The following is a 24,370-nucleotide window of genomic DNA, read 5'->3' on the forward strand; positions in this document are numbered from 1 at the left end:
AATTCACTCAGGAAAAGGCGCTTCCCCCATGCCGTTTTCGGCATGACGGTATTTTGCGGCCTTTTTCCCGGTTTTCGGGGTGCGCAGGAGGCCGTTCATGCTCACCGACGCAGCACTCAAGTTTTTGAAACCAAAGAAGAAACCGTACAAGGTCGCGGACCGTGACGGTATTTATGTGGTGGTCTCTCCCGCCGGGTCGATCTCCTTCCGTCTCGACTACCGGGTCAACAACCGGCGAGAGACCCTGACCCTTGGCCGCTATGGTCGGGACGGCATCAGCCTGCTCGCCGCGCGCGAGCTGGGCATGGAAGCCCGCCGCAAGGTGAGGGAAGGGATCTCGCCCGCCATCGAAAAGCAGCGGGACAAGGCCCGCATCAAGGCCGCCAAGACCTTCGGCGACTTTGGCCGCAAGTGGCTGGAGGAAGCCCGGATGGCCGAAAGCACCCGGGCCATGCGCCGCTCGATCTACGAGCGCGACGTCGAGCCGGCGTTCAGGAACCGGTTGCTGAGCGAGATCGAGCCGGCCGATATCCGGGCTCTATGCCAGACAGTGAAGGGCCGGGGCGCGCCCGCGACCGCGATCCATATCCGCGACCAGGTCAACCTGATCTTCGCCTTCGCCCGCCTGCATGGCGAGAAGGTGGAGAACCCGGCCAGCGACGTCAGCCCGTCGTCGATCTGGTCGTTCGTGCCGCGCGAACGGGCCTTGTCGGCCAAGGAGATCCGGCTGTTCTATCCGCTCCTGGAGCAGGTGCCGACGCTGCCGACCATCAGGCTGGGCATGAAGCTCATCCTGCTGACCCTGGTCCGCAAGAGCGAGCTGCAGGACGCCACCTGGGACGAGGTCGACTTCGTCAACGCGGTCTGGTGCATCCCGGCCGCTCGGATGAAGGCCAGCCGGCCCCACAACGTCTATCTGTCGACCCAGGCGCTCGACATCATGATCGCCCTGAAGACCTGCGCGGGGAACTCACCCTACCTGCTGCCATCGCGCTACGAGGCGGACCAGCCGATGTCGCGCGCGACGTTCAACCGCGTGACCATGAGCATCGCCGAGCGCGCCAAGGAACAAGGGTTGCCGATCGCGCCTTTCACCGTCCACGACCTGCGCCGGACCGGTTCGACCTTGCTCAACGAGATCGGGTTCGAAAGCGACTGGATCGAGAAGTGCCTGGCCCACGTCGATCGCCGGACCTCACGCCGGGTCTACAATGTCGCCGAATACGCCCATCAGCGTCGGCACATGCTTCAGGAATGGGCCGACATGATCGACGCCTGGGTGAGGGGAGAGCGGAATGTCCCGACCCTGCGGCCCGCCGAGTTGCACGGGGTCACTTTGGATCCGCGCGCTTGAGCGCGCGGACCGGCGGCCCCGACCCTCTCGGTGTAAACGAGACGCTCTACCGGCGAGCCGATCAGGCGGTCTCTTACCGAACTACAGGCCGGGTCTTGCGGTCTCGGACGTCAGGCAGGGGCGCGCGGTCCTGGACGCCGGCTTCCGCGTCGCGCTTGCGCTCAGCCAGCCAGGTCTCGACCTCGGCGAGGTCCCAGACCACGCAGCGGCGTGTCAGGGCAAAGCGGCGGGGAAACTCGCCGCGCCGTTCCATCTCGTAGATCGTGGTGTCGGCCAGGGGGACGATCTGACGAAGCTGGGTCCGGCGGATCGCTCGCGTGGGCATGGAATCGGGATGGCGACGGGGCGCTGTGGGTTCGGTCATGCGCAGCTCCTTTGCCCTCGACTGTGAAGACGGTTGCTGCGTCGGCAAGCTGCTGCGGCGGGACATGCGGCCCTGGCGTAGAAAGGCAGGCGAACGGCGATGACGTTGGGGTGGGTCGGTCAGGGTGCTGGGTAGAGCAGGGCGCATTCGCGGTGGACGTGCGCGGCATAGCGAACATCGACCGTGCAGCAGTCCAGACCGTCTTGGCCGACGAAGGCTCCGGCTGGACAGGCGCCCGGCAGCAGGCGCCGCCAGTGTTTTGTCCCGGAACCGCCCAGAGACAGCTCCGTATAGTTGCAGTCGAGAGCGCGTCGCTCCTTTGGGTCTGTCTGTTTTTTATTGTAGGCCGCCTCGCCGATGGCGAGGCATTGGGCCCGCTTTGGCGTGTCCACCGCCTGCGCCGCTCGGGCCTTTTGCAGGACATCCTGACATTTGGGATGGTCGACTTGCAGGAAACAGTTGATCCGCTTGTCATAGCCACGCTGGCTGACCGTCTGGTCCAACGCCTTGCATTGCAGGCGCAGCGCCTCGGGATTGGCGGGCTTTCCACATTCGGCCTTGTAAAAGGCCGGCGTGAAATCAAAGGTGCCGACAGGCGGGCCGCCGCCTCGGTACAGGGCGGTCATGCAGCTGCCGTCGGCCTCACCAAAGCAAATCTGGCAAGATTGGCCCTTGAGGCACTTCTTGGGCGCGTTCCGGGCGCTGTCGGGCCGAAAGGCGTATCGCGTTCCATTGTCAGCCGGATTCAGCACGACATGCGCGTCGCACCCGCCCGGACAGGACAGCCCATCATTGTAGATGGTCAGCTTCATCGTTTTTTGAGCTGAGGCCACGGCCAGCGACGGCGCCGGCGCAGTCATCAAAAACGCCAGTAGCGCAAAGGCGGCGAGCAGGTGTCGGACCATACTGACTTCCCCCATAGGATGTCATAAATCATTACGCCTCCCCCGCGCGTGGCGTTAGCTTAAGTTTGAAGGCGGTTCGGGCAGCGGCCAGCGCGCCTCACGGCGCGTCCGCGAGCGAATGATCGGAAATGATCGCGCGCCTGGCGACAGACGGTTTGGCCCAACCCACGCCGCTCGAAAAATGACGACAAGGTGCGGCCATGGCAGAGATTGCTGTCGCCAGGGGGAAACGATGGCTAGGTCAGCTCGCGAACGCGGTCGCAATTCGGCGGCCGATGAATGGGGTTTGGACGAGGCGCCGCCGCCCCGGCGGATCGTCGACGACCTAGGTTACGCCGACTGGGTGGACATGGTCCTGGCAAGGGCCCGCAGCCGGGAGGAGGATCGCCGGCACGTCTGCGCCCGTTGCTTTGGCGACCCTGGGCTGAAGCGCTTCGTTCGCCACGTGGCTGACGCGAGAACCTGCGACTTCTGTCGTCGGCGCTCTCCCGGCCCCTTCGCCGCGCCCCTGATCGAAGTTGCCCGATTTGTCGAAGGTTGCCTGCGTCAGGACTACGACCACCCCGAAAACGTTCTCTTCTACGACCGCGAGAGCGAGAGTGGCTGGGCTGGAACGGTCTGGGACAATATCGAGCTGGTCGAGGAAAACGTCTGGGCCGACTGGGACGTCGTCGAGGCGCTGGCCGGCTGCCTGGATCCCGATTTCCAGTGGTGCGAGGCCGATCCGGCGGTGTTCATGCCCGAGCAGCATCTTCGTGTCAGCTGGGAGACGTTCTGCGACTATGTCAAACACACCTCCCGCTTCATGTTCCTACGGCCCGACGAGCAGGGGCGCTGGCTCTCGGACGAACAGGACGACACGCTGGTTCGGTCGACCGAAATGCTCGACCTGTTCGGCGAAGCGATCGAGGCGTGCAATCTGATCCAGACCCTGTCAACGAGCACGCGCTTCTACCGCGCGCGGCCCGTCAGCGAGGGAAACTGGTTCGAAACAGCAGACAGCTTGGGTCCGCCGCCGAGGTCCGATACCGGACCGCCGGCAAGCCGCATGAGCCCGGCGGGCATTCCGCTGCTCTACGCGGCTCTGGACGAAGTCACAGCCTTGGCCGAGACCATGGCCCGCAGCGGCCAGGCTTCCATGGGAACCTTCACGCCGGCCAGGTCCTTGAAGGTGCTGGACCTGAGGGCCGACCGGCCCGTGCCCAGCCCGACGATCTTCGAGAATGCGACATCCCTGGCCCGGGGACTTCCAGCATTCGTGCAGGCTTTCCGGGACGAAATCGCCCGGCCCGTGATCCGCGACGGGCGAGAGCACATCGACTACGTCCCATCCCAGATTGTCACGGAGTTCATTCGTCGGGTCTACCGGACGGCAGACGACCAGCGCCTCGACGGCGTCCTCTATCCGAGCACGAAAAATCCGGACGGCGCCTGCGTCGCGCTCTTCGTTACCAATACCGAAATCACTGGATCGACCTCGCGTTTTCACCGCGATCCGGTCTTGCGGTTCAGGCCGCGGTCCCCCCGCCGACTGATGGTCAGGGTCGGTCGCAACGGTGCGGTGAGGCGCTTCGATGACGTCTGACGGCCTAGTCTAGTCGAGAACGTAGGTCAGGCCGCAGCTACTTCGCAGGCGGCGGAGGGGCAGCTGGGCAGCGCCTAGCTGGTCCCGGGTTACCGCCGGGCGCTTTCGCGCCCGGCTCCACCCGATCGGGAGAGCGTCCGGCGGTCACGCTCGGTCCCGCGGCTTTCGCCGCTCCTACGGGCGCGACGCCTGGCGGGCGCCTTTGGGGCGCCGCCGGCCGCTCGACGCCGCCTCCCGCCACGCGCTTCGCGCGGGCTCCTGTGCAGGCTTCATTCTTGTTGGCGGCCTGACGGCCGCGTGGCTTAGGGCTCCGCCCTCGGCGCACTTCGGATCGGCTTCCGCCCAGCTTCGGTCGTGGCCAGGAGGGCCAGGGTGGAAGGAGGATCACGCCCTGCAGCCGGGTCCCCGCGAAGGGGAGGGTGACGAAGTCCAACAAGCCGCCGAGTTGCAGCGCCGGTTCAGAACCACGGCGCGCCAGGCCGCTCTCGATCCCGACGACGGCATCGCGCTGTGAGGCTGGGACGATGAAGGTCCAAGCCAAGGTCTTCCTGCCCGGCGACGTCGCCCGCGCCCTCGATGAGGCGGCCCGACGGATGCGCCGGTCGAAGTCGGAGATCATGGTCGCGGCCCTGGCGGCCTATCTGTCGCCGGACGGGGCTGAGGCGAGCGAGGGGGCCATCACCCGGCGCCTGGATCGGATGAGCCGGGAGATCGAGCGGCTGGAGCGGGACGTGACGATCTCGAACGAGGCGGTGGCGTTGTTCGTGCGGACTTGGTTGCGGAACGCGCCGTCGATGAGTTCCGCTGATGATCAGGCGGCTGCCGATACTGGGCGGGAGCGCTACGCCCGGTTTATCGAAACGCTGGCGCGACGGATTTCGACTGGCAAGCTGCTGCGGCAAGAAATCTCTGCCGACTATCCCGACGGTGTCTGAGAATGGGTCGTAAACCTCTATTCGTCCGTCCCTGCCGAGCTTCCAGGCTGCTTGAGAATGATGTCAAACCAGCGGCCATACGCGTCGCCTCCTAGGTTCGGCGCTCGCGTCTGCTGGGTGATGATCGTCATGGCCTGATCAAATCGCTCCTCGGAAAGGCCGTCCAAATGTCGGACGATCGCTTCGGCGACCATATCGCGGCGTCCAGGTTGAGGGGTCTTGATGCCAATGGCGTGGTAGGCTGACTTTAGATCCGCGGCTGTTCGAGCTCGATCTGGGCCCGGTGGCCCTGGCCTTCTGCGCCGCCGCCTCCAAGCCCGACCAGGCCGCCATCGCCGCCTTGCTCGCGCGGCACGGCCCGGCCGGCTTCGCGCGGGCCTGGCTGGTTCACCGCGGCCTTGGCTGGGCCGCCGACTTGCTGCCGGGCGAACCCGGCGCCGACACCCCCTTCTTTCCGGAGACCTTGTGATGTCCTTGACCCGACGCCGCCTGGCGGCGGCCCTGATCCTGGGCTTGGCGGCCGCGCCGCCGGCCCTGGCCCAGGTCGCCGTCTATGATCCCAGCAACTACGCCCAGAACGTCCTGCAGGCCGCGCGCGCCCTGCAGAGCGTCAACAACCAGATCGCCTCGCTGCAGAACCAGGCCCAGATGCTGATCGGTCAGGCTCGCAACCTGGCGGGTCTGCCCTATTCGTCCCTGGCGGCGTTGCAGGCCCAGGTCGCCCAGACCCAGGCCCTGATCGGCCAGGCGCGGGGCCTGGCCTATGACGTCGGTCAGATCCAGGAGGCGTTCAAGGGCCGCTATGGCGCGGTCCCGCTGAACGCCAGCGATCAGGATCTGACCGCGCGGGCCGACCAGCGCTGGGCGACCTCGGTGGCTGGGTTCGAGGACGCCCTGAAGGTCCAGGCCGGGGTGATCGGCGGGCTGGAGACCGGGCGCGGCGAAATGCAGGCCCTGGTCTCGGCCAGCCAGGGGGCCAGCGGCGCTTTGCAGGCCGCTCAAGCCGGCAACCAACTCCTGGCGCTCCAGGCCCAGCAGCTGTCGGCCCTGACCGCCTTGGTCGCGGCGCAGGGCCGGGCCGACGCCCTGGAAGCGGCCGATCGCGCCGCCGCCCGCGCCGACGCCAAGGCGCGGTTCGCCAAGTTCATGAGCCGTGCGCCGGAGGGTTCTACTCTGCCATGACCCGGTCCCTCATTTGGGGGACTGCACTGATCATCATCTTCGGCGCTGCGATCCTGGCGGGTCGGGCGGCGCCGATACCGACAGCGGTTGCGGCGGCGAGCCCGCCGCGAGACCCGGCCTTAGCCCGTTGCCGGGCGGCGGGTGAGGCGGCCCTGGAGGATCCGGGGTGCCGGCGGGCCTGGGACGGCGCTCGCGCCCGGTTCTTCGGCACGTCGCCGGAGGCCGGGTCATGAACGACACCGGCGTCATCGACCGCTTTTTCCAGGTCTTCAGCCGCTACATCGATTCAGGCTTTGGCCTGCTCGGCGGCGAGGTCGCCTTCCTGTCGACCACCCTGGTGGCCATCGACGTCACCCTGGCGGCGCTGTTCTGGGCCTGGGCCCCGGGCGAGGACGTCCTGGCCCGGCTGATCAAGAAGACCCTCTATGTTGGGTTCTTCGCCTTCATCATCGGCAACTTCCACGCCCTGGCCTCCATCATCCTGGCCAGCTTCTCGGGGCTGGGGCTGAAAGCGGCCGGCGGCGGCCTGTCGGCCGAGGACTTCCTGCGGCCGGGCCGGGTGGCGGCGGCCGGCATATCGGCGGCCAAGCCGATGCTGGAGGCCGCCGCCGAGTTGGGCGGCTTTCCGGCCTTCTTTGAGAACATCGTCCAGGTCGTCGTGCTGCTGATCGGCTGGCTGCTGGTCGTGGTCGCCTTCTTTATAATTTCCGTGCAAATCTTTGTTTGCATTCTGGAATTCAAGCTGACGACCCTGGCGGGCTTCGTGCTCGTCCCCTTCGGTTTGTTTGGCCGCACCGCCTTCCTGGCCGAGCGGATGCTGGGCAATGTCATCGCCGCCGGGGTCAAGGTCCTGGTGCTGGCGGTGATCACCGGCATCGGCTCGTCGCTGTTCTCCGAGTTCACCGCCGCCATCGGGCCGGGCCAGCCCAATCTCGAAACCGTCCTCGCCCTGGCCCTCGCGTCGCTGACCCTTTTGGGCCTGTCGATCTTCGGACCGGGGATCGCCTCGGGCCTGGTCTCGGGCGCGCCGCAGCTTGGGGCGGGGGCGGCTGTCGGCACGGGTCTGATGGTTGGCGGCATGGCCATGGCCGGCGCCGCGGCCGCCCAGATGGCGGTCGGCGGCGGGGCCAGTCTCGCGGCCGCCGCCGGAGCCGCCGGGGGGCGGCCCGGTCCTTCCGGTGGCGGCGTCGATCGGTTGCCGCCGCCCGCCGGCCCGCAAGGCTCCGGTCCCCATCCCGCGCCTGGCGGCGGGGCGCCGGGCGGCTCGCCTTCGCCGAAGGCCCAAGGCGGCGGTCCCGATGGTTCATCTGGCGGATCGTCCGGTGGCTCCTCCGCCGGCGCGTCGAGCGCCGCGCCGCGCGGCGGCGACTGGAACGCCGGATCGAAGAACGGAACGGACCCCGGACCGGAAGGGGGCGTGCAGGGCAACGCCCCACCAGCCTGGGCCCGCGACCTGCAACACCGCCAGGCCCTCGCCCACGGAGCGGGCCTGGCCCTGCACGCCGCCGGTAGCGGCGACGCCCACGGCGGCGGCGCAAACCCATCACTCTCGGAGGATCGCTGATGAACCCGTTCAAGGGCTCGCCGCGCCTTGGCGCGACGCCCGTTCCCGAAACCCCCTACCAGCGGGCTGGCCAGGCCTGGGACGAGCGCCTGGGAACCTGGCGCGCCCAGGCCGCCGGCTGGCGGCTGCTGGCGCTCGGCCTGCTGGTGGTCAATGCTGGCCAGTCGGCGGGTCTGATCTGGCAGGCCGCCAGGGGCGGCGTCACCCCCTGGGTGGTCGAGGTCGACAAGTTCGGCGAGGCCAGGACCGTGGCCCCCGCCGTCCAGGGTTGGAAGCCGACCGACCCGATCATCGCCTGGAGCCTGGCGCGCTGGATCGAGGGCGTCCGGTCGCTGCCGGCCGATCCGGTCGTGCTGGGCGAGGCCTGGCGGCGCGCCTATGACTTTGTCGATGACGCCGGGGCCATCGCCCTGTCGGACCAAGCCCGCGGCGCCGATCCGTTCGGCCAGGTCGGCAAGGTCCAGGTCACCGTCGAGGTCTCCAGCGTGGTGCGGGCTTCGCCCGACAGCTTCCGCATCGCCTGGATCGAGCGGCGTTACGAGAACGGCCAGCTGGCCGCCACCGAGCGCTGGAGCGGCATCCTGACCCTGGCCCTGCGGCCGCCGCGCGCGATCGACGGGCTACGCAAGAATCCGCTGGGAATCTTTATCCATTCAATAGGTTGGTCCAAGGAGTTCACGTCATGACGGCGCGACGCGTGATCTTGGTGGCGGCCTTTCTCGCCTTGGACCTGTCCGGCTCGGCCTTGGCGTTCGGCGCAGGGGAGCCGGCGGTGTCGGGCGCGACCGTGACGGCGCGGCGGACCTATGCCTATGAGGACGGCGCGGTCTATCCGGTGCTGGTCAGTCCCGGCCGGATCACCGATCTCGTCCTGCAACCCGGTGAGCGGCTGGTGGGATCTGGCGCCCTGGCGGCCGGCGACACCGCCCGCTGGATCATCGGCGACACGGTCAGCGGGACCGGCGCCGAGCAGCGGGTCCATGTGCTGGTCAAGCCCTCGGCCTTGGCCCTGGCGACCAACCTGATCATCAACACCTCGCTGCGCACCTACCACCTGGATCTTCGCGCCGTCGCGCGCGGCGCCGATACCGAGGTCCGCTGGCGCTATGCCGCGCCACCGATCGTCCTGGTCGCCGCGCCGCCGGCCGCCCCGGTCGTCGTGGCCGAGCCGGACCTGGCGCGGCTGAACCTCGCCTACCGGATCAAGGGATCGCGCGTCGCCTGGCGGCCGTTGCGGGTCTTCGACGACGGGCGGCGGACCTATGTCGAGTTCGGGTCGGCCGTGACACTGGGCGATCTGCCGCCGCTGTTCGTGGCGGGCGCCGACGGCAAGACCTCCGAGCTGGTCAATTATCGCGTCGCCGGCCGCCGCATCGTCGTCGACCGCATCCTCGATCGGGCCGAACTGCGCCTGGGTCAGGGGCGAGCCGCGCGCCGGGTGCGCATCTTGCGGGAGGCGGGCCGATGAGCGCGCCGATCGACGAGGAGGAAAAGGCCATCGCCCGCACCCTGCGCCTGCGGGCCTCGCCGCCGCCTGTCGCCCAGGTCTCGCGCCGTGCCCTGGTGGTCGGCGGAGCTGTGCTCGGCCTGGGCCTGGCCGGAGCCCTTGGCTGGTCGCTGGTCGAGCGCCACAAGGCCGCGCCCGAGCCGACCTATGCGCCGGCCGCGCCGCCGCCGGAGCCAGTGGTCAATGCGCCGCGTGGCTATGCCGGACCAGCCGGCGCGCCGGTGCTGGGGCCGCCGCTGCCCGGGGATCTGGGACGGCCGATGTTGGCCAGCCAGGTGGCGCGGCGAGACGGCGCACCGGCGGTTGCCGATCCGGCCGCCGGGATGACGCATCCGGTCGAACCGATCGATCCGGCCGTCGCGGCGGCGAGGGCCGTGCGCGTGGCGGCGGCGGGCAGCGGACTGTTCACCGCGGGTGGCGTGCGGCGTGATGAGGCCGGTGTAGGGGTCGTGTCGCCCGTAGCCGTGGGGGGCGATGTCGCCTCGGCGTCCGATCTCAGGACGGTCAGCGCCGAACGGCTGCAGGCCCCGGCTTCGCCCTATGTGCTGCAGGCCGGAGCGATCATTCCCGCCGCCCTGGTCACCGGCTTGCGGTCCGACATCAAGGGGCCGGCCATCGCCCAGGTCACCCAGGACGTGTTCGACAGCCTGGGCGGCGGGGTGCTGCTGATTCCGGCCGGGGCGCGGCTATTGGGCGAATACGACAGCGGCCTGGCCGCCGGCCAGAGCCGGCTGGGCGTGGTCTGGACGCGGCTGATCCTGCCCTCGGGCCGGTCGATCCTGCTCGACAAGCTGCCGGCCGCCGACCTCCAGGGCATGACCGGCCTGCAGGACGGTGTCGATCGCCATGGCCGCGAGGTGATGGCGGCCGCGGCCCTGAGCACCCTGCTGGCGGTTGGAGCCGAGGCGGGGGCGTCGGACGAGTCCGATCTGGCCCGCGCCGTGCGGCGGGGCGTCTCGGACGCGGCCGGCGATGTCGGCCGCCAGATGGTCGGCTCTAGTCTGGCCCGCGCCCCGACCTTGACGATCCGGCCCGGCGCGCCGCTGCGCGTGCTGCTGACCCGCGATCTGGTGCTCGAACCCTATGCGGAAAGGACCGCCCCATGACATTGAAGCTGGGTCCCATCGAGGACGACGCGCCGGTCAAGATCACCCTCGACCTGCCGGCCGCCGTCCACCGCGACCTTGTCGACTACGGCAAGGTGCTGGCCGCCGAGACCGGGACCAAGGTCGCCGAACCCGTCAAGCTGATCGTGCCGATGCTGGCGCGGTTCATGGAGACCGACCGGGGCTTCACCCGAGGCCGCAAGACCCGCAAGGCCTGAAGGTCAGGCGCTTTGCGCCAGATCGTCCAGGCCAGCCAGGCTTTTGACCAGGGCCAGGACCTGACGGCGCTGGCGGGGTGGCAGGCGCGGCAGCGCCACGGCCAGTTCGGCGCCCTCGGGGCTGCTGAGGAACCCGTGCATGTCGGCCAGGCGCTGGCCAGCTTCGTCGTCGGTCGCCGGATCGGCCAGGCCCTCGAAAAACCAGGCGATGGGCGTCTGCAGATAGACCGCCACGGCGTGCAGCTTGGAGGCGCTGATCCGGTTGGAGCCGCGCTCGTATTTCTGCAGTTGCTGGAACGTCAGGCCAAGCGCCTCGCCAAGCTGGCTCTGGCTGACGCCAGCCATCTTGCGGCGCAGGCGGATGCGCGACCCGACATGCAGGTCGACGGGGTGGGGTGTGGGGTTGGACAAGGTGTGAGCGCTCCGGTTGTTCGTCCCTGGCTGACGGACGAACGGGGGGCGTCTGGTAGCGGCTGGTGTGAAGTTTCCAAGTCCATGCACGAGGCAGGCGATGTTGGCTTTGCATGCGCGGCCTCCTCATCCGGCCTGGAGATCGTCGATCATCTCGAGCATCTCCTTGAGCTTCTCCCGGGCGCCGGCCAGCTTGCGGGCCGTGATCAGGTCGTGGCGGCCGGCCAGGAACAGGACGGTCTCAAGCACTTCCTCTGAGTGACGCAGCAGGACCACCAGGTTCTCGCCGCTGGGACCGTTGTTGGCGGCGAACCAGTTGCGCACCGCGCGGGGGTTGGCGCGGGTCAGCCGCACCACCACCTTCACCGCCGCCGGACTGCCGCCGAACTCGCGCCGCAGGGCCTGGGCGATGGCCTCGACGAAGTCGAAACCGTGGGGAGATTGAGGATTTTGCGGAAAAGTTTTTCCCGATTCTGACCGAAGTTTTCGGTCCTTCTGCGAACGCGACATACCCACGCCTACCAACCTACGGTTCGACCGGAGCCGATGTGCTCCGATCGGGTGACGAGCAAACCAGGTGGTGTTGGGACATGAAAAGTGAACTGAGCGGTGATCTGCCGGGCGGGGGGCGTGCGCGCGCCGCCCAGTACGTCCGGATGAGCACGGAGCATCAGAAGTATTCGACGGAGAACCAGGCCCAGATCATCGAGCGCTATGCCGAGACCCGAGGGTTCGAGATCGTCAAGACCTATGCCGACGAGGGCAAGAGCGGTCTGCGGCTTGATGGCCGCGAGGCCCTTCAGCGACTGATCGCCGACGTCCAGGCCGGCCGCGCCGACTTTTCCGCGATCCTCGTCTATGACGTCAGCCGCTGGGGACGGTTCCAGGATGCCGATGAAGGCGCCTATTACGAATTCCTGTGCCGCGAGGCGGGGATCACCGTCCACTACTGCGCCGAGCAGTTCGAGAACGACGGCAGCCTCAGCGCCACGATCATCAAGAGCATGAAGCGGGCCATGGCCGGCGAGTACAGCCGCGAGCTGTCGGTGAAGGTCTTCACCGGTCAGTGCCGGCTGATCAATCTCGGCTTCCGTCAGGGCGGGCCCGCCGGCTTTGGTTTGCGCCGGCAGTTGGTCGACGAGCACCGCCGACCCAAGGCGTTGCTGGATCGCGGCGAGCACAAGAGCCTGCAGACCGATCGGGTCGTGCTCGTGCCCGGTCCGGCCGAGGAGATCGAGGTTGTCCAGCGCATCTACCGGATGTTCGTGCTGCACCGTCGGTCCGAGCGCGAGATCGCCCTGTTGCTGAACGGGGAGGGCGTCCTGACCGATCTTGAACGGCCCTGGACACGCGGCACCGTCCATCAGGTCCTGACCAACGAAAAATATGTCGGCAACAACGTCTACAACCGCGTCTCCTTCAAGCTGAAGAAGCGACGGGTGGTCAACGAGCCGGAGCAATGGATCCGGGCCGAGGCCGCGTTCGAGGGCATCGTCGATCCGGACTTCTTCATCGCGGCCCGTCGGATCATCGAGGAGCGCAGCCGCCGGTTCACCGACGCCGAGCTTCTGGAGCGCCTGACCGGGCTGCTGGCGCAGCGGGGGTGTCTTTCCGGTCTGATCATCGACGAACTGGAGGACATGCCGTCCAGCTCGACCTATCGTCACCGCTTCGGCAGTCTGGTCCGCGCCTATCAGATGGTCGGCTACGCCACGAGCCGGGACTATCGCTATCTGGAGACCAACCGGGCCCTTCGCCTGCTGCATCCGCAGGTCGTCGAGCGGACTATCGCCAGCATCGAGGCGCTCGGGGCCAGCGTCCGCGTCGATCCCGTCACCGATCTGCTGACCATCAACGAGGAGTTTTCGGCCTCCCTGGCCATCGTGCGCTGCGCCCGCACCGCGGCGGGCCATTCGCGATGGAAGATCCGTCTCGACACCAGCCTCAAGCCCGACATCACCATCGTCGCGCGCATGGATGGCGAGAACGCCGCCGTCCAGGACTACTATCTGCTGCCGTGGATCGATCTGGGCGCAGCGGCCAAGTTGCGGCTCAGCGAGGAGAACGGCGTCTTCCTTGGGCGACTGCGCTGGTTTGGTCGACTACGTCAATCATCGCATCGCCACCAAGCCGGATGCTCCGCTTCGCGACCCAAGGCCTCCTCGTGACGAGACGTTCAAGCGCTTGGCGATGGAAGCCGCCGCCGCCCGGCCCTAGACCGCACGATCGACAAGGCACGCGCCCGAGACCACCCCCTTGGCACGCCGGACGCTGGTCCCTGGCCGGCGGCGCCGGCGCCCGCAAGGCGGCTTGCTTCCTCCGCTTCGCTGCGTGCAGCGCGCCCCGCTGCGCGGCGGGCCTGCGGCCCGGCCTGGCCGGTGCCGGCTTTGCCGGCCGGACCCGTTTGCGTCCGGCGCGCCACAGGGGCGCGCCCGAAAGGAGCGCAAGCCATGTCCGCCGGTCCCCAAGCCGCCGACGCCAAGTCCAAGGCCATCGCCGTCCTCAACGACGCCTTCCGCCGCCAGCCGGGTCCGGGCTGGTTCATGACCACCGGAGTCCAGGCCCTGGGCCTGGCCTTCATCGGCGCGGCGGCGCGGGCCGTGCGGGCCCAGGACCGCTTCGACGCCGAGGACGACCCCTATGGGGAGCACGACTTCGGCGCGGTGACGGTCGAGGGGCAGGCGCTGTTCTGGAAGATCGACTACTACGATCTGGCCCTGGCGTTCGGCTCGCCCGATCCGGCTGATCCGGCGGTGACGCGCCGGGTGCTGACGATCATGCTGGCGCAGGACTACTGAGCGGTTTGGCCCCGCCCTGGCGGGGCCTGGTTCACGCCGGGCCGTGAGACGATGTTCAGATCGCCTCAGGCGTGTATTGTTCTTCCGGGTTGTGGATCCGGGGGGGTGGCCATGGGCTGGTATGACGACGAGGAAGAGGCTTGGCTGCCGGCGTGGGTGATCCCGCCGATGATGTGGATCGGCTGTCTGGCGACAGCCGTTCTGCCGGCCGGGGTGATCGTCGGCGGCTGGACCCTGGTGTTCAAGCAGGCACCGCCGGGTGTCGTGGCGGTCGCCTATGCGGTGTCGCTCGGCCTGATGCTGGCTGCGGTCAAACCCTGGTCGATCCGTTGAGCGGCGCGCACCGCGTGCCGGATTTCGGCTAGCGCGGCTGGAAGACGACCATCAGGCTAAGGCCGATGACGGCGGCCAGGGCGGCGACGGCCAGCAGGCCTGCCAGGCCGACGGGCGTGAGCAGGCGGGCGGTCGGGCGGCGTCTTGGCGGCATGGCTTGAACCTTAAGCATGGTGCGCGACCTGCGCAGCGGGCTGATTGACGCAGGCCGCGTCGAAACCCAGCCCCAGTTGCTCGTCCCGAAGGGCAATCTCCTGATCGAAGTTCGACAGGGTGACGCCGACCAAACGGATGCCTAGGCGTGGCGGATAGATCGAGCGGATCAGGTCTAGGCTCGTCTGGCGCAGCGTCTGGCGGTCGGCGACGGGCGAGGGGAGGGAGCGGCTGCGGGTCGCCTGCTGGAAATCGGCCCATTTGATCTTCACCGTCACCGTGCGAGCCCGGGCGCGGCTCTTCTCGCACCAGGCCCAGACGTCGTCGGCCATGGCCAGGACCCCGGCCTCGATGGGTTCGGGCTCGGTGTGGTCCTGGTCGAAGGTGGTCTCCGAGCCTGAGGACTTGCGCACCCGGTCGGGATTGACGGCGCGATGGTCCTCGCCGCGCGCGATGGCGTAATACCAAGGCCCCGACTTGCCGAAATGGTGCTGTAGGAAGGTCAGGGACTGGCGATGCAGGTCCTCGCCGGTGTGGATGTCCAGGCGCTTCATCTTGGCCTCGGTGACCGCACCCACTCCATGGAAGCGGCCGATCGGCAGGGATTGGACGAAGGCCTCGCCCTTGCCCGGCGGCACCACGAGCTGACCGTTGGGCTTGCGCTGATCGGAGGCCAGCTTGGCCAGGAACTTGTTGTAGGAAATCCCCGCCGAGGCGGTCAGTCCGGTCTCGGCCAGGATCCGCGCCCGGATCTCCTGGGCGGTGTCGGTGGCGGTCGCCAGGCCACGGCGGTTTTCGGTGACGTCGAGATAGGCCTCGTCCAGCGACAGCGGCTCGATCAGGTCGGTGTAGTCGGCGAAGATCGCGTGGATCTGGCGCGAGACGGCCTTGTAGACCTCGAACCTGGGCGGAACGAACACCAGGTCCGGGCAGTTGCGCAGCGCCGTGGTCGAGGGCATGGCCGAGCGCACGCCGAAGGCGCGCGCCTCGTAGCTGGCCGCCGCCACCACGCCGCGCCGGGCGCCGTGGCCGACCGCCAGCGGACGGCCCTTGAGGCTGGGATCATCGCGCTGTTCGACCGACGCATAGAAGGCGTCCATGTCGATATGAATGATCTTGCGAATCCCGTCGCCGGCCATGAGGGGGATTGTAGCTGCGTGCGAACAAAAGGGAAACATGCGTCAGCGGATTGGTCTCAGGCGCGAACCGTCCGGAAGGTCACCGAATAGCGCAGGGCCTCGACCGGCGGGATGCTGTGCTGCCAGTCGCTGCGAGACGGCCCGCTCATCAGATAGGCCGAACGCGGCGCGGCCAGGATCGAAGCGCGGTCCCACCTGTCGCCGATCTTGCGGCGCAGGCGGAAGGTGCAGGCCGACAGCAGCGAGACGCCGGCGATGGCCACGGCCGGCGGTCGGTCGCGATGCCAGCCGATGCCTGCCCCGGGCGCGTATTCGGTGACCAGGGCGTGCCGGAAGGTCTCGCGGGCCAGGCCCGTGAACGCCGCGACCCGGTCCAGGAGGAGCATGAGGACATCGGGCAGGGGCTCGCCAGTCTCGACCATGGCGCCGCCCGTGTCGCGTCGCCAGCCGAACGCGGCGATGCGCCGGTTGCCCAAATAGCCCAGATGTTCGTAGGGCTTGAAGTCCAGGGCCGCGAACCGGCGCGCCAGATCGCCTTCCTCCTCGGCGGTGATCAGGTCGGGCTGGTATCGGAAGCCCGCGGGCATGGCCTTGGACGGGGGCGGCGGCAGGTCAAAGAGGCTGGGCTGAAGGCTCATCAGGGGGCCTCGCGTTTCGCGGTCGACGAGGACGCCGGCGGATCGACCTGGCTCACGGCGCACCAGTAGGACCAGGGAACCCCGGCCGTTAGCTCCATCTCGAACCAGGCCGTCTCGCCGACGAAATCGGGGACGTGCTCGGGCGAGACGAACGTCACGCGGCTGCGGGCATGGCCGTTGGCGCCCGGGAAGGTGAAGTAGAGCGTCCGGCTCGAAGGATCGCCCGTTCGCTCGCGCTGGCGGGTCAGCATCTCGATGCAGCGGCGCCAGACGCGGGGCGGCTGGCCGGCGGGCGCGGCAAGGCGCCCACGGCGAGGGGGAGGGGACATGGCGGATTTCCAGAATGTTCTCTAAATGTTCCAAATGATCGAGCGGAGTCAATCGACCGGAGCGCGAAACCTCGGCTGGCGCGTTTCGCGCGTGGCTGGTCTGGCCCGCGTCAGCGGTGATATGCGGAGAAGATGGCGGAGCAGGACCTGGATCTTGAGGCGATGGCGGCGGCCCTGCGGGCCAGCGGCGAATACCGGGTACTGCGCCGGCTGGGCCCCAGACCGCGGATCGTCGTTCCCGATGGGGTCGCCACCCGCTGGGGCCTGTTCGTCGATGTCGAGACCACAGGGTTGGATCCGCGCCGCGACGAGATCATCGAACTGGCGATGGTCCCGTTCCGCTACGGCCTCGACGGGCGGATCTACGAGACCGGCGAACCCTTCCACGGTTTCCGCCAGCCGGCCGAGCCGATCCCTGCGGAAATCACCGCCCTGACCGGCATCGACGACGCCATGGTGGCGGGCAAGTCCATCGACCTGGACGCCGTGACCGCGGCCGCGGCGCCGGCCGCCCTGGTCATCGCCCACAATGCCGCCTTCGACCGGCGCTTCCTGGAGCGGTTCTGCGAGGTGTTCCGCACCAAGCCCTGGGCCTGCTCCATGACTCAAGTCGACTGGAGCGCCGAGGGCCACGAGGGCGTCAAGCTCGGCTACCTGGCCGCCGGGGCCGGCTTCTTCTACGACCGCCACCGGGCGGTCAACGACTGCGCGGCGGCGATCGAACTGTTGGCGACCGACCTGCCCAGGAGCGGCGTCCCAGCGCTGGCCAAGCTTCTCGAAACCGCGCGCACGCCCACCTGGCGCATCTGGGCCGAGAACTCGCCGTTCGCGATGAAGGACCTGCTCAAGGCCGGCGGCTATCGCTGGAACGGCGACGATGGCGTGCCGCCGCGCTGCTGGTACATCGACGTGGCCGACGCGCGGAAGGACGAGGAACTGTCGTTTCTCCAGAAGGAGATCTATCGCGGGGAGATCCACCTGCTCAGCCGGCGGATCGACGCCCATGACCGGTTCTCGGATCGATGCTGAATCTGGCGACCTTTCCCGGCGTCAGCGCTGACGCGCGGCTGTGGTCGCGCCAGGACGTCCTCGCAAGGCCATCCCCCGCGCCGGCGGCGGCGGGCGTCTATGCCTGGTACTTCGATGTCCCTCCAGGCGCGGTCGATCGAACTGGCTGCCACCGGCACGGCGATCTCTGCCTGCTCTATGTCGGCATCTCGCCCAAGGAGCCGCCGGCCAACGGCCGCGCGCCGTCGAGGTCGACCCTGCGCCAGCGGCTGCGCACCCACTATGCGGGCAACGCCGCCGGCTCGACGCTGCGCAAGACGTTGGGCTGCCTGCTCGGCGACACCCTGGGCATCGCCTTGCGGCGCGTCGGATCGGGCGAGCGCTACACCTTCGGTAACGCCGGTGAACAGGTCCTGGATGGCTGGATGGACCAACATGCTTTCGTGACCTGGCAGGAGACCGACCAGCCCTGGCTGCTGGAGCGAGGCATCCTCGCCTCGGGCCTGTCCTTGCCGTTGAACGTCAGGGACAACCCGTGCGAGGCCCACACCCGGCATGTCAAAGCCGTTCGCGCCGAGGCGATGCGTCGCGCCGACGTCCTGCCCGTGCTGACCGACAACGGCGGGCCGCGTCGCCCGGGACTCGCCAATCGTTCCTAGCGAAGGCCCCCGGGCCGCGAGCGCTAGAGTTCGTGCGGCTGGAAACAGGCCGGGTCCAGGCCCTCGGGTACGCCCCGGACATAGAGGCCTTCGGCATGGTGGCGTGCGAAATCCTCGACCTCGTAAACCTGGCCGTTGAAAACGCCGAGATGGGGCAGGTCCGCGCCCGTGCGCAGCACCTGTTCTCCGGGCTCGAAGGTCCGCTCGATCATGCTGGGTCTCCCGTCCTCGTCCAGTCTCGCGGTCGATAACGCCTCGGGGCCGGATTGGTCGGCGGCCGTCGCCCTCACGACTTCGTGGGTCAGGGCGTGACGGGCTGTTTCGGCTGGATGGGCTTGGAGGCGGCCCACGCCCCTCGGCCCTCGGCGCGGGCCTTGGCCTCCGCCGCCGCATACAGGCCTTTGCTGTAGCGGCGATACTCGGTGGCGAAGCCCGATCGGATCAGCGCCGCGTTCAGGTCGGGCGACGCGTCCGACCAGCAGCGGCCCACGAACCGACCGTAGCGGTCCCGGTCGACGAAGCGGCAGCCGACCCGTCCTCGCGTCAGGCGCACGAGTTCGTCGCGCGCGTCATAGGCCAGGGGTTCGGCTGGCGTCGCGCCGCGGCGGACTTCCGGTGCGTCGACGCCGAACAGCCGGACGCTTTCGGATCCGCAGCGCAGCGTGTCGCCATCGTGAACCTTGGGCGCGGTGCAGGCGATGATGGCGGCGGCGAGGAGCAGGGGAGCAGGCATGAGCCTGCTCTATCGTGCTTCGCGTTCGCGGACAGCGTCTTCGTCCCGCCGACAACAGTGAACGGCGCCTCGGCCTCCAACAGTGAACGGCGCCTCGGCCTCACGGCCTGCGGGATGACACCGGCGCCGAACCTTCCTCATGCAGGGCGCCGGCGTTCGAGTTGGCCAAGCTACGTCAGGTGATCACGCGTTATGATCCGTTCGGCGGCGACGCGGGTTTGACGTTCGATTGACGCCCCATCGGGCCAACAGCCAATTCTCGCTCTCAAATCCTTGGCAGGTTCTGGCTCTTCGCGTTGCTGCGAAGGTCCGAACTGACCAGCAGTCGTGCGCTCGTCACTCTTTCGTCTCGCTACCCATGGCTGGCTTCGGAAAGCACGTTCGTCACAAGCCGTCGGCCGTTCTGGGCCGCCGCGCCGCGTACAAGGAGAAATTGGACTAGGAGACAAACAGCGTAGGCTAGGACCAGGGACGGCGGCTTGACCTTCAAGGCGGCCAAGGGCGGTAGCGCGATCAAGAAGAGCAGCGATGTGACGGCGTAGTCACGATAGAGAAGATACTGCTTGTTGGCGTCCAGCACTCCCGGCTTGTTCTCATGCGCCTTGTAGAGTTTGAACCAAGCGCGGTTCTGAGCGTGAGCATCGATGGCGACCTCTCCGTGCCTTTGCCTCAAACTATCCATGTCGACGCGCGCATCGGCCGGACCCAAGTCGCTGAATGCGCGCCCGCCCGGTAGCGGGTCGGCCCAGCGCAGATAGACGATGCGCGCCTTCGTCAATGGCGAGAACTGGTCGGCGAGAACCCCGGCGACAACCGCCGCCAAACTGGCCGGGCCAATCGTCGAGAGCATTCCCAAGCCGCCGTCGAGCTTGGGCAAGGCCAGCTTGCTGGTCGCGACGAACGCGGCGAACACGGCAATATTGGCCGCGACGACCGTCGCCAGCATCACGCGATTGATGAGCTTGAGCGGAACAGGGACCTTGGCGGCGGCTGGCTTCTTGCCCATCAGTTGCTTTCCTGGTCTTCGGGATAGGGGATGGCCACCGCCGGTCCCCATCCGGCGCGTTGCTGCAGCGGATGAGACCAGGACACGGCGTTGCCTTCAGTGGCGACGACTAGCGCGCCCCGATGGGCGAAGGCGCGCACGACCGACTTGCGCGGGTGGTGCTCGTCTTCCTTAGCTGAGCTGACGATCGCGGAGATGGTCTCAGACCCCGCCGTAACGGGCTCCGCCAGCCGGGGGCCAAGCAGGGCGTCGAGCAGGTCGGTGGAGACATTGCGTCGGGAACCGTGGTGGGGAACCTGGATCATGTCCAAGCCCGGCAGGATGAGACCAGCGCTTGGCGCATAGGCAACGGCTTCGGCCAGGGCCTCACGTCCGGCGTCGCCGGTGAGCAAGATCTTGCGGCCAAGGTCGGCGTATTGGACCACGCTCATTTCGTTCTCGCGGCTGGTTGCTTCGGTCGAGAACACCTCCTCCCCCCAAGCCGCGCGCACGAAGTTGGTGATCCTCTTCAAAATCCGGGCGAACTCCTCGAGCAGGCCGTCTTCGACGCTTTCGACCGCCTCGGGCGTCTTGTCGGAATCCAGGATCAGCTGGCCAAACCGGCTGGGAGACGGAGCCAGAACCGTGAAAGCGCCGATCTTGGCGCCCTGGAACGGTTCCTGGATCGGAATGCCGCGCCTGTCCGCGATCTCCTCGAGCGCAACGAGGTTGGGATAGGCCGAGCGCAATTGCGCCTCCAGCCGCGCGGCGGAGGTGTAGGTGGCGAAGTAGGGCAGCAGCACCTCGGCATAGATCCAGGGGCGCAGCATCCACAGCGCGCCGACATTGTAGGTCTCCAAGACGGTTCTCAAGCCACCGGCATGATCCCCGTCGGAATGAGTGACGACCACATGGTCGATAAACCCAGGTCGGCCGTAGTGGTCGTTGATATGTTTGGCCACGCCGTTGCCGCTGGCTTGGAAACCGCCATCGACGACATGGATGAACATCTCCGTGCCCAGCTGATAGCGCAGGGTGATGGCGTCGCCGCTCTTCTTCGACTCCACGCTCAGGAAGTCGACTTCGACAAAATTGACCATCAATTCCCCCGTGCGATCGCCGACGATGTGATCTTGCCCAAGATGGTGCGCACGCCGTCGTCACCGGCGATGACCATCAGCGGCGGGGCGTCCGAGAAGCTGACGACGCCGCCGATCCACTTCAGAAGGTTGGCGTCGTCCTGGCTAGGCTGGCTCGAGTGCCTGGGCGGGTGGGTGTGCCACTCGCCGACATAGGTCAGGTTCAGCGCCGTGGCGTCCTCGACCTGTTCGACGGTCTGGTAGACGCCGACCATGCCGCGCACGAAGCCGGTCGCCGAGTGCTCGCTGTCCGGGGGCGGGTCGAAATGGCCCACGATATAGGCGCGCCGTTCGCGCCGATCCCAGCTTCCTACCAGGATGCCGCCGGTTTCCAGGCCGTTGGCCGCCGCCCGCGCGGCCTCGATCTCGCGAATGACCGCCTCGCGGATCATCACGGTCCAGCCTTCGACCTCGATCCTGAGGTAGGCGTCGGCCGGCCAGCGATCGACGGCCACACCCTCGGCGCCGAGGCGCCAGATCTCGATCAGGCCTTCGTCGGCCAAAGGCCGCTCCAGCAGCGTCCTTACCGCCAGCCCTGCGAAGATCGCCACCCTGGATTGGGGCACTTGGAGGCTCATGCTGCGGCACCCGCCCGCCGGGAGGATGCCTGAACCATCGTGCAGGTGGCGCAGGAGGTGCGGCGTCGAGGCCAGGCGCCAGTAGTAGGACATCTCCAGCGCGTCCAGGCGGATCGCGCGCTCGTGGCTCTCGACCAGTACGACTAGCTCATCTCCGCGCGGGTTGAAGAACGTCGAGGCTGACCTCGCCGTGTGGGGCGCGTGATTGGCCAGCCAGCGCGCGACGGGCACCGAGGCCGAGGCGTCGATGACCAGCTCCGCGTCCGTCAGCCCTTCGGTTGAGGCCTTACGCACGTCGCCGACGAGGCCGACCGCGGCCTTAGGGTCGTCGAGCAAGGCATTGATTTCAAAGGTCAGGGCCATAGCCTTCGGAGCGCCGGCACCGATCGGCGACAGGGCATGCCGGGCCAGGTTGTGCGGCATCAAGTGGTCGTCGTCGTAGATCGTCCACGCGCCCAGCCCCTCGCGCGCGGCCGTGATAGCGATCTGCGAGCCCAAGGCTCCCGCGCCGACCAGGGCGATGGGTTGGGCGGCGACGGCCTTCATGCCCGAGGCGCGCTGGGCCAAAGCGCGGTCGAACGGCTGATGGACGTCCATGGGGGCCAGGCCCATGGTCGCCAGGCGGGCGGTGTCGACCGTTCCGGCGCCGAGCGGCGGCGCGATCTGTCCGCCGGCCCGGATGACCGCGCCCAGCGCCTCGGCCAGATCGCCGGCTGTGAAGTCGCCGTAGAAGGCCTTCACCGACATTGTCTCGGCGACGCCAGCCTGTCGCTCTATCGGCGTGGCCACCACCAGCAGGAGGTTGCGGTCGTAAAGCGGGTGGTTGGTGGCGTCCGCCGCCCAGGCGCGGAGCGGGTCGCGCAGAAGCGGAGCCACGTCGGCTTTCAACTCCTCGAATACGGTCAAGAGTTCGGCCATCGTGCCCGGAACCGCCCGCAAGCGTCCATGGGGCAGGGCGGGCGAGGTCACGACGAGCGCGGCCATGACCTTGGCCGGATCGACGTTCCTGGCCTCGGAGGCCTCCCGGAGGATCAGCGGGGCGCCCGGCTTGTCGCTCCGCAGAAGCGCCACGAGCGCCGCGCCCGAGCGCAGCCGCATCGGCGGCAGGACGACGGGCTGGCCGCTGGCCCCGAACAGCGGATCTAGCGGCTGATCTTCGCCATGCAGGCGCCCATACGCGGTCTCGACCATCCAGTGGCGAGTCCGCTCCAGGAGGATGAAGGGCGTCAGGATGCGCAGGATCTCGTCCTGAGCCAGGTCGAACAAACACAGCGAGCGGGGAAGGTCCGCGCGCGTGATGTTGAAATGCGGCACGTCGTCGGGAAAACCCGCCCGCAGGGGATAGACGGCCGGCGTGCGCGCGTCGGACTCGTAGGCGATGGCGATCGGTTCGATCGCCTGGATGTCGTTGGCCCTCTTGCGCTGGCCCAGGGGAACGGTGAGGTCGAGGATCAGGAGTTCGCCCGTCCCGTCAGCCGAACGGCGCGCTTCCAGCAGGCGCGCCGCCTCGTAGCGGCCCGTCACCAGGAACCCGGCCAGGCCCCGCGCGCCGATGCGCGTGAGCGCGTCGAGCGGGACCGGGTCGGGATAGATCGCGTCGAGGAAGGCGCGGCTACCCAGCACGGGGCGCCACCACGGCCAGGGCCGCGCGACCTCCGCCCGAGCCGCTGGTATCCTTAACCGCGCCGTCACGAGTGATTAGCAGCACAATCGGCTTGGGATTGGTGTGCGACGGCTCTTCCATCGTACACAGGAAGTGTCGCCGATCGGCCAGGACGTCCTCCTTGTAGTAGGCGGCCGCTTGGCGGTGCGGGGGCTGGACGTCCTTGTCGGCATCCGAACCCTTGATCGGGATCGGCTTGCTCGGCGAGATGATGTAGCCCTCGCGCTCGCCTTGCGTCTCGCACAGCCACTTCACCTGATCGACCGGCTGGGTCTTGTCGACGCCCTTCTCTGGGCCGATCGACAGGTACGAGCAGTGGTGGGGCAGGTGATAAACGTTCCAGTGCAGCCGCTCGTCGCGCTTGTGGAAGCGGGTGATGTCGACGATCTCGGCAAGGACCTCGTGGTTCACATCGGCGGCGAACAGCACGTCCGTATAGTGCTTGTCCTCCTCGAACCGGGCTTGGAAGACCATGGAGTCGCCGTTTCGGTCCTCCACGCCCCGGTCGTCGGTGCGCTTGGCGTGCGGCGAGTGGACGAAAAACTCCACGTGGTCGGCCGTCAGGGTGAAGCCCGGCACGATCTGGCCGGCATCGACGAAGCAGTCCTTGCGGCTCTCCATCGTCAGGCCGTTGGCCTCCAGCCACTTCTTCAGGCGCTCGGGACGCGAAAACACCTTTATGCCCTTGCCGGCCTTCAGGCGATGGCGGGCCTCCTGGCGGATGATGCGCGCATCGTCCTCGAGTCCGTCCTCGGTCAGGGCCGAGGCCGGAACCCACAGGGTTTCGATCTTGTGACGCCCTTCGCCCTGGTACTTGGTCGCATGCTCCAGCCAGAAGAAGTCCGGGGCGCCGCAGCAATGGTCGTTGTCCAAATGGGTGAAGACCACCGTGACATAGTCCTTGCGGCCCGCCTGCTTGAGGTCGTCCTTGAGGAGCTTGGGCAGGTCGCAGCGCTTGTCGGATACGTCGGTCGCGCAGCGCATGTCGGCATAGTCGACCAGCATGCGGCGACCATCGCGCAACTGGATCAGGGTGGTGTCACCACACCCCAGCGGGAAAAACGTCAGTTGGGTCATCTTCTCG

At 68.0% G+C, this 24,370-nt stretch carries 32 protein-coding genes; 16 read left to right on the forward strand and 16 right to left on the reverse strand.

Going from position 1 to position 24,370, the window contains the following annotated elements; all coding sequences use genetic code 11:
• Positions 1 to 3 precede the first annotated feature (3 nt).
• On the reverse strand, positions 4 to 150 hold the full coding sequence (locus G3M57_RS11885) for a hypothetical protein (RefSeq protein ID WP_163228302.1): 147 nt from the start codon (positions 148 to 150) through the stop codon (positions 4 to 6).
• Between G3M57_RS11885 and G3M57_RS11890 the strand changes: the two genes are divergently transcribed.
• Positions 98 to 1,354, forward strand: coding sequence for a tyrosine-type recombinase/integrase (locus G3M57_RS11890; protein WP_163230709.1), 1,257 nt, complete (start codon positions 98 to 100; stop codon positions 1,352 to 1,354). The genes G3M57_RS11885 and G3M57_RS11890 overlap by 53 nt on opposite strands.
• Before the next feature lie 73 nt (positions 1,355 to 1,427).
• Here G3M57_RS11890 and G3M57_RS11895 read toward each other — a convergent pair whose 3' ends face one another.
• Positions 1,428 to 1,718: a helix-turn-helix transcriptional regulator gene (locus G3M57_RS11895; protein ID WP_163230711.1), complete on the reverse strand. Its 291-nt coding sequence runs from the start codon at positions 1,716 to 1,718 to the stop codon at positions 1,428 to 1,430.
• A 119-nt stretch (positions 1,719 to 1,837) separates the two neighbouring features.
• A complete protein-coding gene (locus G3M57_RS11900; RefSeq protein WP_163230713.1) occupies positions 1,838 to 2,623 on the reverse strand; it encodes a hypothetical protein in 786 nt (261 codons plus the stop codon).
• Between the two features lie 232 nt (positions 2,624 to 2,855).
• Here G3M57_RS11900 and G3M57_RS11905 point away from each other — a divergent pair, with 232 nt between their 5' ends.
• Complete coding sequence (locus tag G3M57_RS11905; RefSeq protein ID WP_163230715.1) at positions 2,856 to 4,208, forward strand: HEPN-associated N-terminal domain-containing protein; 1,353 nt, start codon at positions 2,856 to 2,858, stop codon at positions 4,206 to 4,208.
• 524 nt (positions 4,209 to 4,732) lie between these two features.
• Positions 4,733 to 5,143 (forward strand): ribbon-helix-helix protein, CopG family, encoded by a 411-nt coding sequence (locus G3M57_RS11910; protein WP_163230717.1) that lies wholly within the window; start codon positions 4,733 to 4,735, stop codon positions 5,141 to 5,143.
• A gap of 17 nt (positions 5,144 to 5,160) precedes the next feature.
• On the opposite strand, the gene G3M57_RS11915 is transcribed toward G3M57_RS11910, so the two are convergent.
• Entirely contained in the window at positions 5,161 to 5,337 is a 177-nt protein-coding gene (locus G3M57_RS11915) for a hypothetical protein (protein WP_163230719.1), read from the reverse strand.
• Between the two features lie 89 nt (positions 5,338 to 5,426).
• Between G3M57_RS11915 and G3M57_RS11920 the strand changes: the two genes are divergently transcribed.
• The 8 genes from G3M57_RS11920 to G3M57_RS11955 are packed head-to-tail and all read left to right on the forward strand — an operon-like array spanning position 5,427 to position 10,720.
• The gene (locus G3M57_RS11920) at positions 5,427 to 5,612 is read left to right on the forward strand and encodes a hypothetical protein (RefSeq protein ID WP_373287648.1); all 186 of its coding nucleotides are present in this window, start codon (positions 5,427 to 5,429) and stop codon (positions 5,610 to 5,612) included.
• Positions 5,612 to 6,325 (forward strand): P-type conjugative transfer protein TrbJ, encoded by a 714-nt coding sequence (gene trbJ, locus G3M57_RS11925; RefSeq protein ID WP_163230721.1) that lies wholly within the window; start codon positions 5,612 to 5,614, stop codon positions 6,323 to 6,325. Before G3M57_RS11920 ends, trbJ begins: the two co-directional genes overlap by 1 nt.
• Positions 6,322 to 6,558, forward strand: a complete 237-nt coding sequence (gene trbK-alt, locus G3M57_RS11930) for a putative entry exclusion protein TrbK-alt (RefSeq protein ID WP_163230723.1) — start codon at positions 6,322 to 6,324, stop codon at positions 6,556 to 6,558. Before trbJ ends, trbK-alt begins: the two co-directional genes overlap by 4 nt.
• Positions 6,555 to 7,889, forward strand: coding sequence for a P-type conjugative transfer protein TrbL (trbL, locus tag G3M57_RS11935; protein WP_163230725.1), 1,335 nt, complete (start codon positions 6,555 to 6,557; stop codon positions 7,887 to 7,889). Before trbK-alt ends, trbL begins: the two co-directional genes overlap by 4 nt.
• Entirely contained in the window at positions 7,889 to 8,575 is a 687-nt protein-coding gene (gene trbF / locus G3M57_RS11940) for a conjugal transfer protein TrbF (protein WP_163230727.1), read from the forward strand. The genes trbL and trbF overlap by 1 nt, the downstream gene beginning before the upstream one ends.
• A complete protein-coding gene (trbG, locus tag G3M57_RS11945) occupies positions 8,572 to 9,357 on the forward strand; it encodes a P-type conjugative transfer protein TrbG (protein WP_163230729.1) in 786 nt (261 codons plus the stop codon). Before trbF ends, trbG begins: the two co-directional genes overlap by 4 nt.
• Entirely contained in the window at positions 9,354 to 10,502 is a 1,149-nt protein-coding gene (locus G3M57_RS11950; RefSeq protein WP_163230731.1) for a TraB/TrbI/VirB10 family type IV secretion system protein, read from the forward strand. Before trbG ends, G3M57_RS11950 begins: the two co-directional genes overlap by 4 nt.
• Positions 10,499 to 10,720, forward strand: coding sequence for a DUF2274 domain-containing protein (locus G3M57_RS11955; RefSeq protein ID WP_163230733.1), 222 nt, complete (start codon positions 10,499 to 10,501; stop codon positions 10,718 to 10,720). The genes G3M57_RS11950 and G3M57_RS11955 overlap by 4 nt, the downstream gene beginning before the upstream one ends.
• Positions 10,721 to 10,723: 3 nt before the next feature.
• Here the strand turns inward: G3M57_RS11955 and G3M57_RS11960 are convergent, their stop codons facing one another.
• Together G3M57_RS11960 and G3M57_RS11965 are read right to left on the reverse strand one after the other, a co-directional pair.
• A complete protein-coding gene (locus G3M57_RS11960; protein ID WP_163230735.1) occupies positions 10,724 to 11,131 on the reverse strand; it encodes a helix-turn-helix domain-containing protein in 408 nt (135 codons plus the stop codon).
• Positions 11,132 to 11,257: 126 nt separating this feature from the next.
• Positions 11,258 to 11,641, reverse strand: a complete 384-nt coding sequence (locus tag G3M57_RS11965; protein ID WP_163230737.1) for a hypothetical protein — start codon at positions 11,639 to 11,641, stop codon at positions 11,258 to 11,260.
• A gap of 80 nt (positions 11,642 to 11,721) precedes the next feature.
• Between G3M57_RS11965 and G3M57_RS11970 the strand changes: the two genes are divergently transcribed.
• The 3 genes from G3M57_RS11970 (at position 11,722) to G3M57_RS11980 (ending at position 14,262) form a co-directional block, all read left to right on the forward strand.
• On the forward strand, positions 11,722 to 13,299 hold the full coding sequence (locus G3M57_RS11970; RefSeq protein WP_208789673.1) for a recombinase family protein: 1,578 nt from the start codon (positions 11,722 to 11,724) through the stop codon (positions 13,297 to 13,299).
• Between the two features lie 282 nt (positions 13,300 to 13,581).
• Positions 13,582 to 13,929, forward strand: coding sequence for a DUF3768 domain-containing protein (locus tag G3M57_RS11975; protein WP_188916149.1), 348 nt, complete (start codon positions 13,582 to 13,584; stop codon positions 13,927 to 13,929).
• A gap of 111 nt (positions 13,930 to 14,040) precedes the next feature.
• A complete protein-coding gene (locus tag G3M57_RS11980; RefSeq protein ID WP_163230739.1) occupies positions 14,041 to 14,262 on the forward strand; it encodes a hypothetical protein in 222 nt (73 codons plus the stop codon).
• A gap of 28 nt (positions 14,263 to 14,290) precedes the next feature.
• On the opposite strand, the gene G3M57_RS11985 is transcribed toward G3M57_RS11980, so the two are convergent.
• From G3M57_RS11985 to G3M57_RS12000, 4 genes are read right to left on the reverse strand one after another with little or no spacing between them, the layout of a single operon-like run.
• Positions 14,291 to 14,434: a hypothetical protein gene (locus G3M57_RS11985; RefSeq protein WP_163230741.1), complete on the reverse strand. Its 144-nt coding sequence runs from the start codon at positions 14,432 to 14,434 to the stop codon at positions 14,291 to 14,293.
• Entirely contained in the window at positions 14,427 to 15,554 is a 1,128-nt protein-coding gene (gene dinB, locus G3M57_RS11990; protein ID WP_163230743.1) for a DNA polymerase IV, read from the reverse strand. Before dinB ends, G3M57_RS11985 begins: the two co-directional genes overlap by 8 nt.
• Before the next feature lie 56 nt (positions 15,555 to 15,610).
• Positions 15,611 to 16,192: an alpha-ketoglutarate-dependent dioxygenase AlkB gene (locus G3M57_RS11995; RefSeq protein WP_163230744.1), complete on the reverse strand. Its 582-nt coding sequence runs from the start codon at positions 16,190 to 16,192 to the stop codon at positions 15,611 to 15,613.
• Entirely contained in the window at positions 16,192 to 16,521 is a 330-nt protein-coding gene (locus G3M57_RS12000) for a hypothetical protein (protein WP_163230746.1), read from the reverse strand. The genes G3M57_RS11995 and G3M57_RS12000 overlap by 1 nt, the downstream gene beginning before the upstream one ends.
• A gap of 132 nt (positions 16,522 to 16,653) precedes the next feature.
• Here G3M57_RS12000 and G3M57_RS12005 point away from each other — a divergent pair, with 132 nt between their 5' ends.
• Together G3M57_RS12005 and G3M57_RS12010 are read left to right on the forward strand one after the other, a co-directional pair.
• Complete coding sequence (locus tag G3M57_RS12005; RefSeq protein WP_163230748.1) at positions 16,654 to 17,550, forward strand: 3'-5' exonuclease; 897 nt, start codon at positions 16,654 to 16,656, stop codon at positions 17,548 to 17,550.
• Positions 17,544 to 18,188, forward strand: coding sequence for a GIY-YIG nuclease family protein (locus tag G3M57_RS12010; RefSeq protein WP_163230750.1), 645 nt, complete (start codon positions 17,544 to 17,546; stop codon positions 18,186 to 18,188). Before G3M57_RS12005 ends, G3M57_RS12010 begins: the two co-directional genes overlap by 7 nt.
• Positions 18,189 to 18,211: 23 nt before the next feature.
• Here G3M57_RS12010 and G3M57_RS12015 read toward each other — a convergent pair whose 3' ends face one another.
• From G3M57_RS12015 to G3M57_RS12040, 6 genes are all read right to left on the reverse strand, one after another.
• Positions 18,212 to 18,400 carry a hypothetical protein gene (locus G3M57_RS12015; RefSeq protein ID WP_163230752.1) on the reverse strand — a complete coding sequence of 63 codons (189 nt, stop codon included), beginning with the start codon at positions 18,398 to 18,400 and terminating at the stop codon, positions 18,212 to 18,214.
• A gap of 89 nt (positions 18,401 to 18,489) precedes the next feature.
• The gene (locus tag G3M57_RS12020) at positions 18,490 to 18,921 is read right to left on the reverse strand and encodes a thermonuclease family protein (protein WP_163230754.1); all 432 of its coding nucleotides are present in this window, start codon (positions 18,919 to 18,921) and stop codon (positions 18,490 to 18,492) included.
• Between the two features lie 352 nt (positions 18,922 to 19,273).
• Positions 19,274 to 19,927: a hypothetical protein gene (locus G3M57_RS12025; RefSeq protein WP_163230756.1), complete on the reverse strand. Its 654-nt coding sequence runs from the start codon at positions 19,925 to 19,927 to the stop codon at positions 19,274 to 19,276.
• Positions 19,927 to 21,006 (reverse strand): ComEC/Rec2 family competence protein, encoded by a 1,080-nt coding sequence (locus G3M57_RS12030; RefSeq protein ID WP_163230758.1) that lies wholly within the window; start codon positions 21,004 to 21,006, stop codon positions 19,927 to 19,929. Before G3M57_RS12030 ends, G3M57_RS12025 begins: the two co-directional genes overlap by 1 nt.
• Positions 21,006 to 23,246, reverse strand: a complete 2,241-nt coding sequence (locus G3M57_RS12035; protein WP_163230760.1) for a Mov34/MPN/PAD-1 family protein — start codon at positions 23,244 to 23,246, stop codon at positions 21,006 to 21,008. The genes G3M57_RS12030 and G3M57_RS12035 overlap by 1 nt, the downstream gene beginning before the upstream one ends.
• Positions 23,236 to 24,363 carry a ComEC/Rec2 family competence protein gene (locus G3M57_RS12040; protein ID WP_163230762.1) on the reverse strand — a complete coding sequence of 376 codons (1,128 nt, stop codon included), beginning with the start codon at positions 24,361 to 24,363 and terminating at the stop codon, positions 23,236 to 23,238. Before G3M57_RS12040 ends, G3M57_RS12035 begins: the two co-directional genes overlap by 11 nt.
• Between the last annotated feature and the right edge of the window lie 7 nt (positions 24,364 to 24,370).

Source organism: Caulobacter rhizosphaerae, from assembly GCF_010977555.1.
Taxonomy (GTDB): Bacteria; Pseudomonadota; Alphaproteobacteria; order Caulobacterales; family Caulobacteraceae; genus Caulobacter; species Caulobacter rhizosphaerae.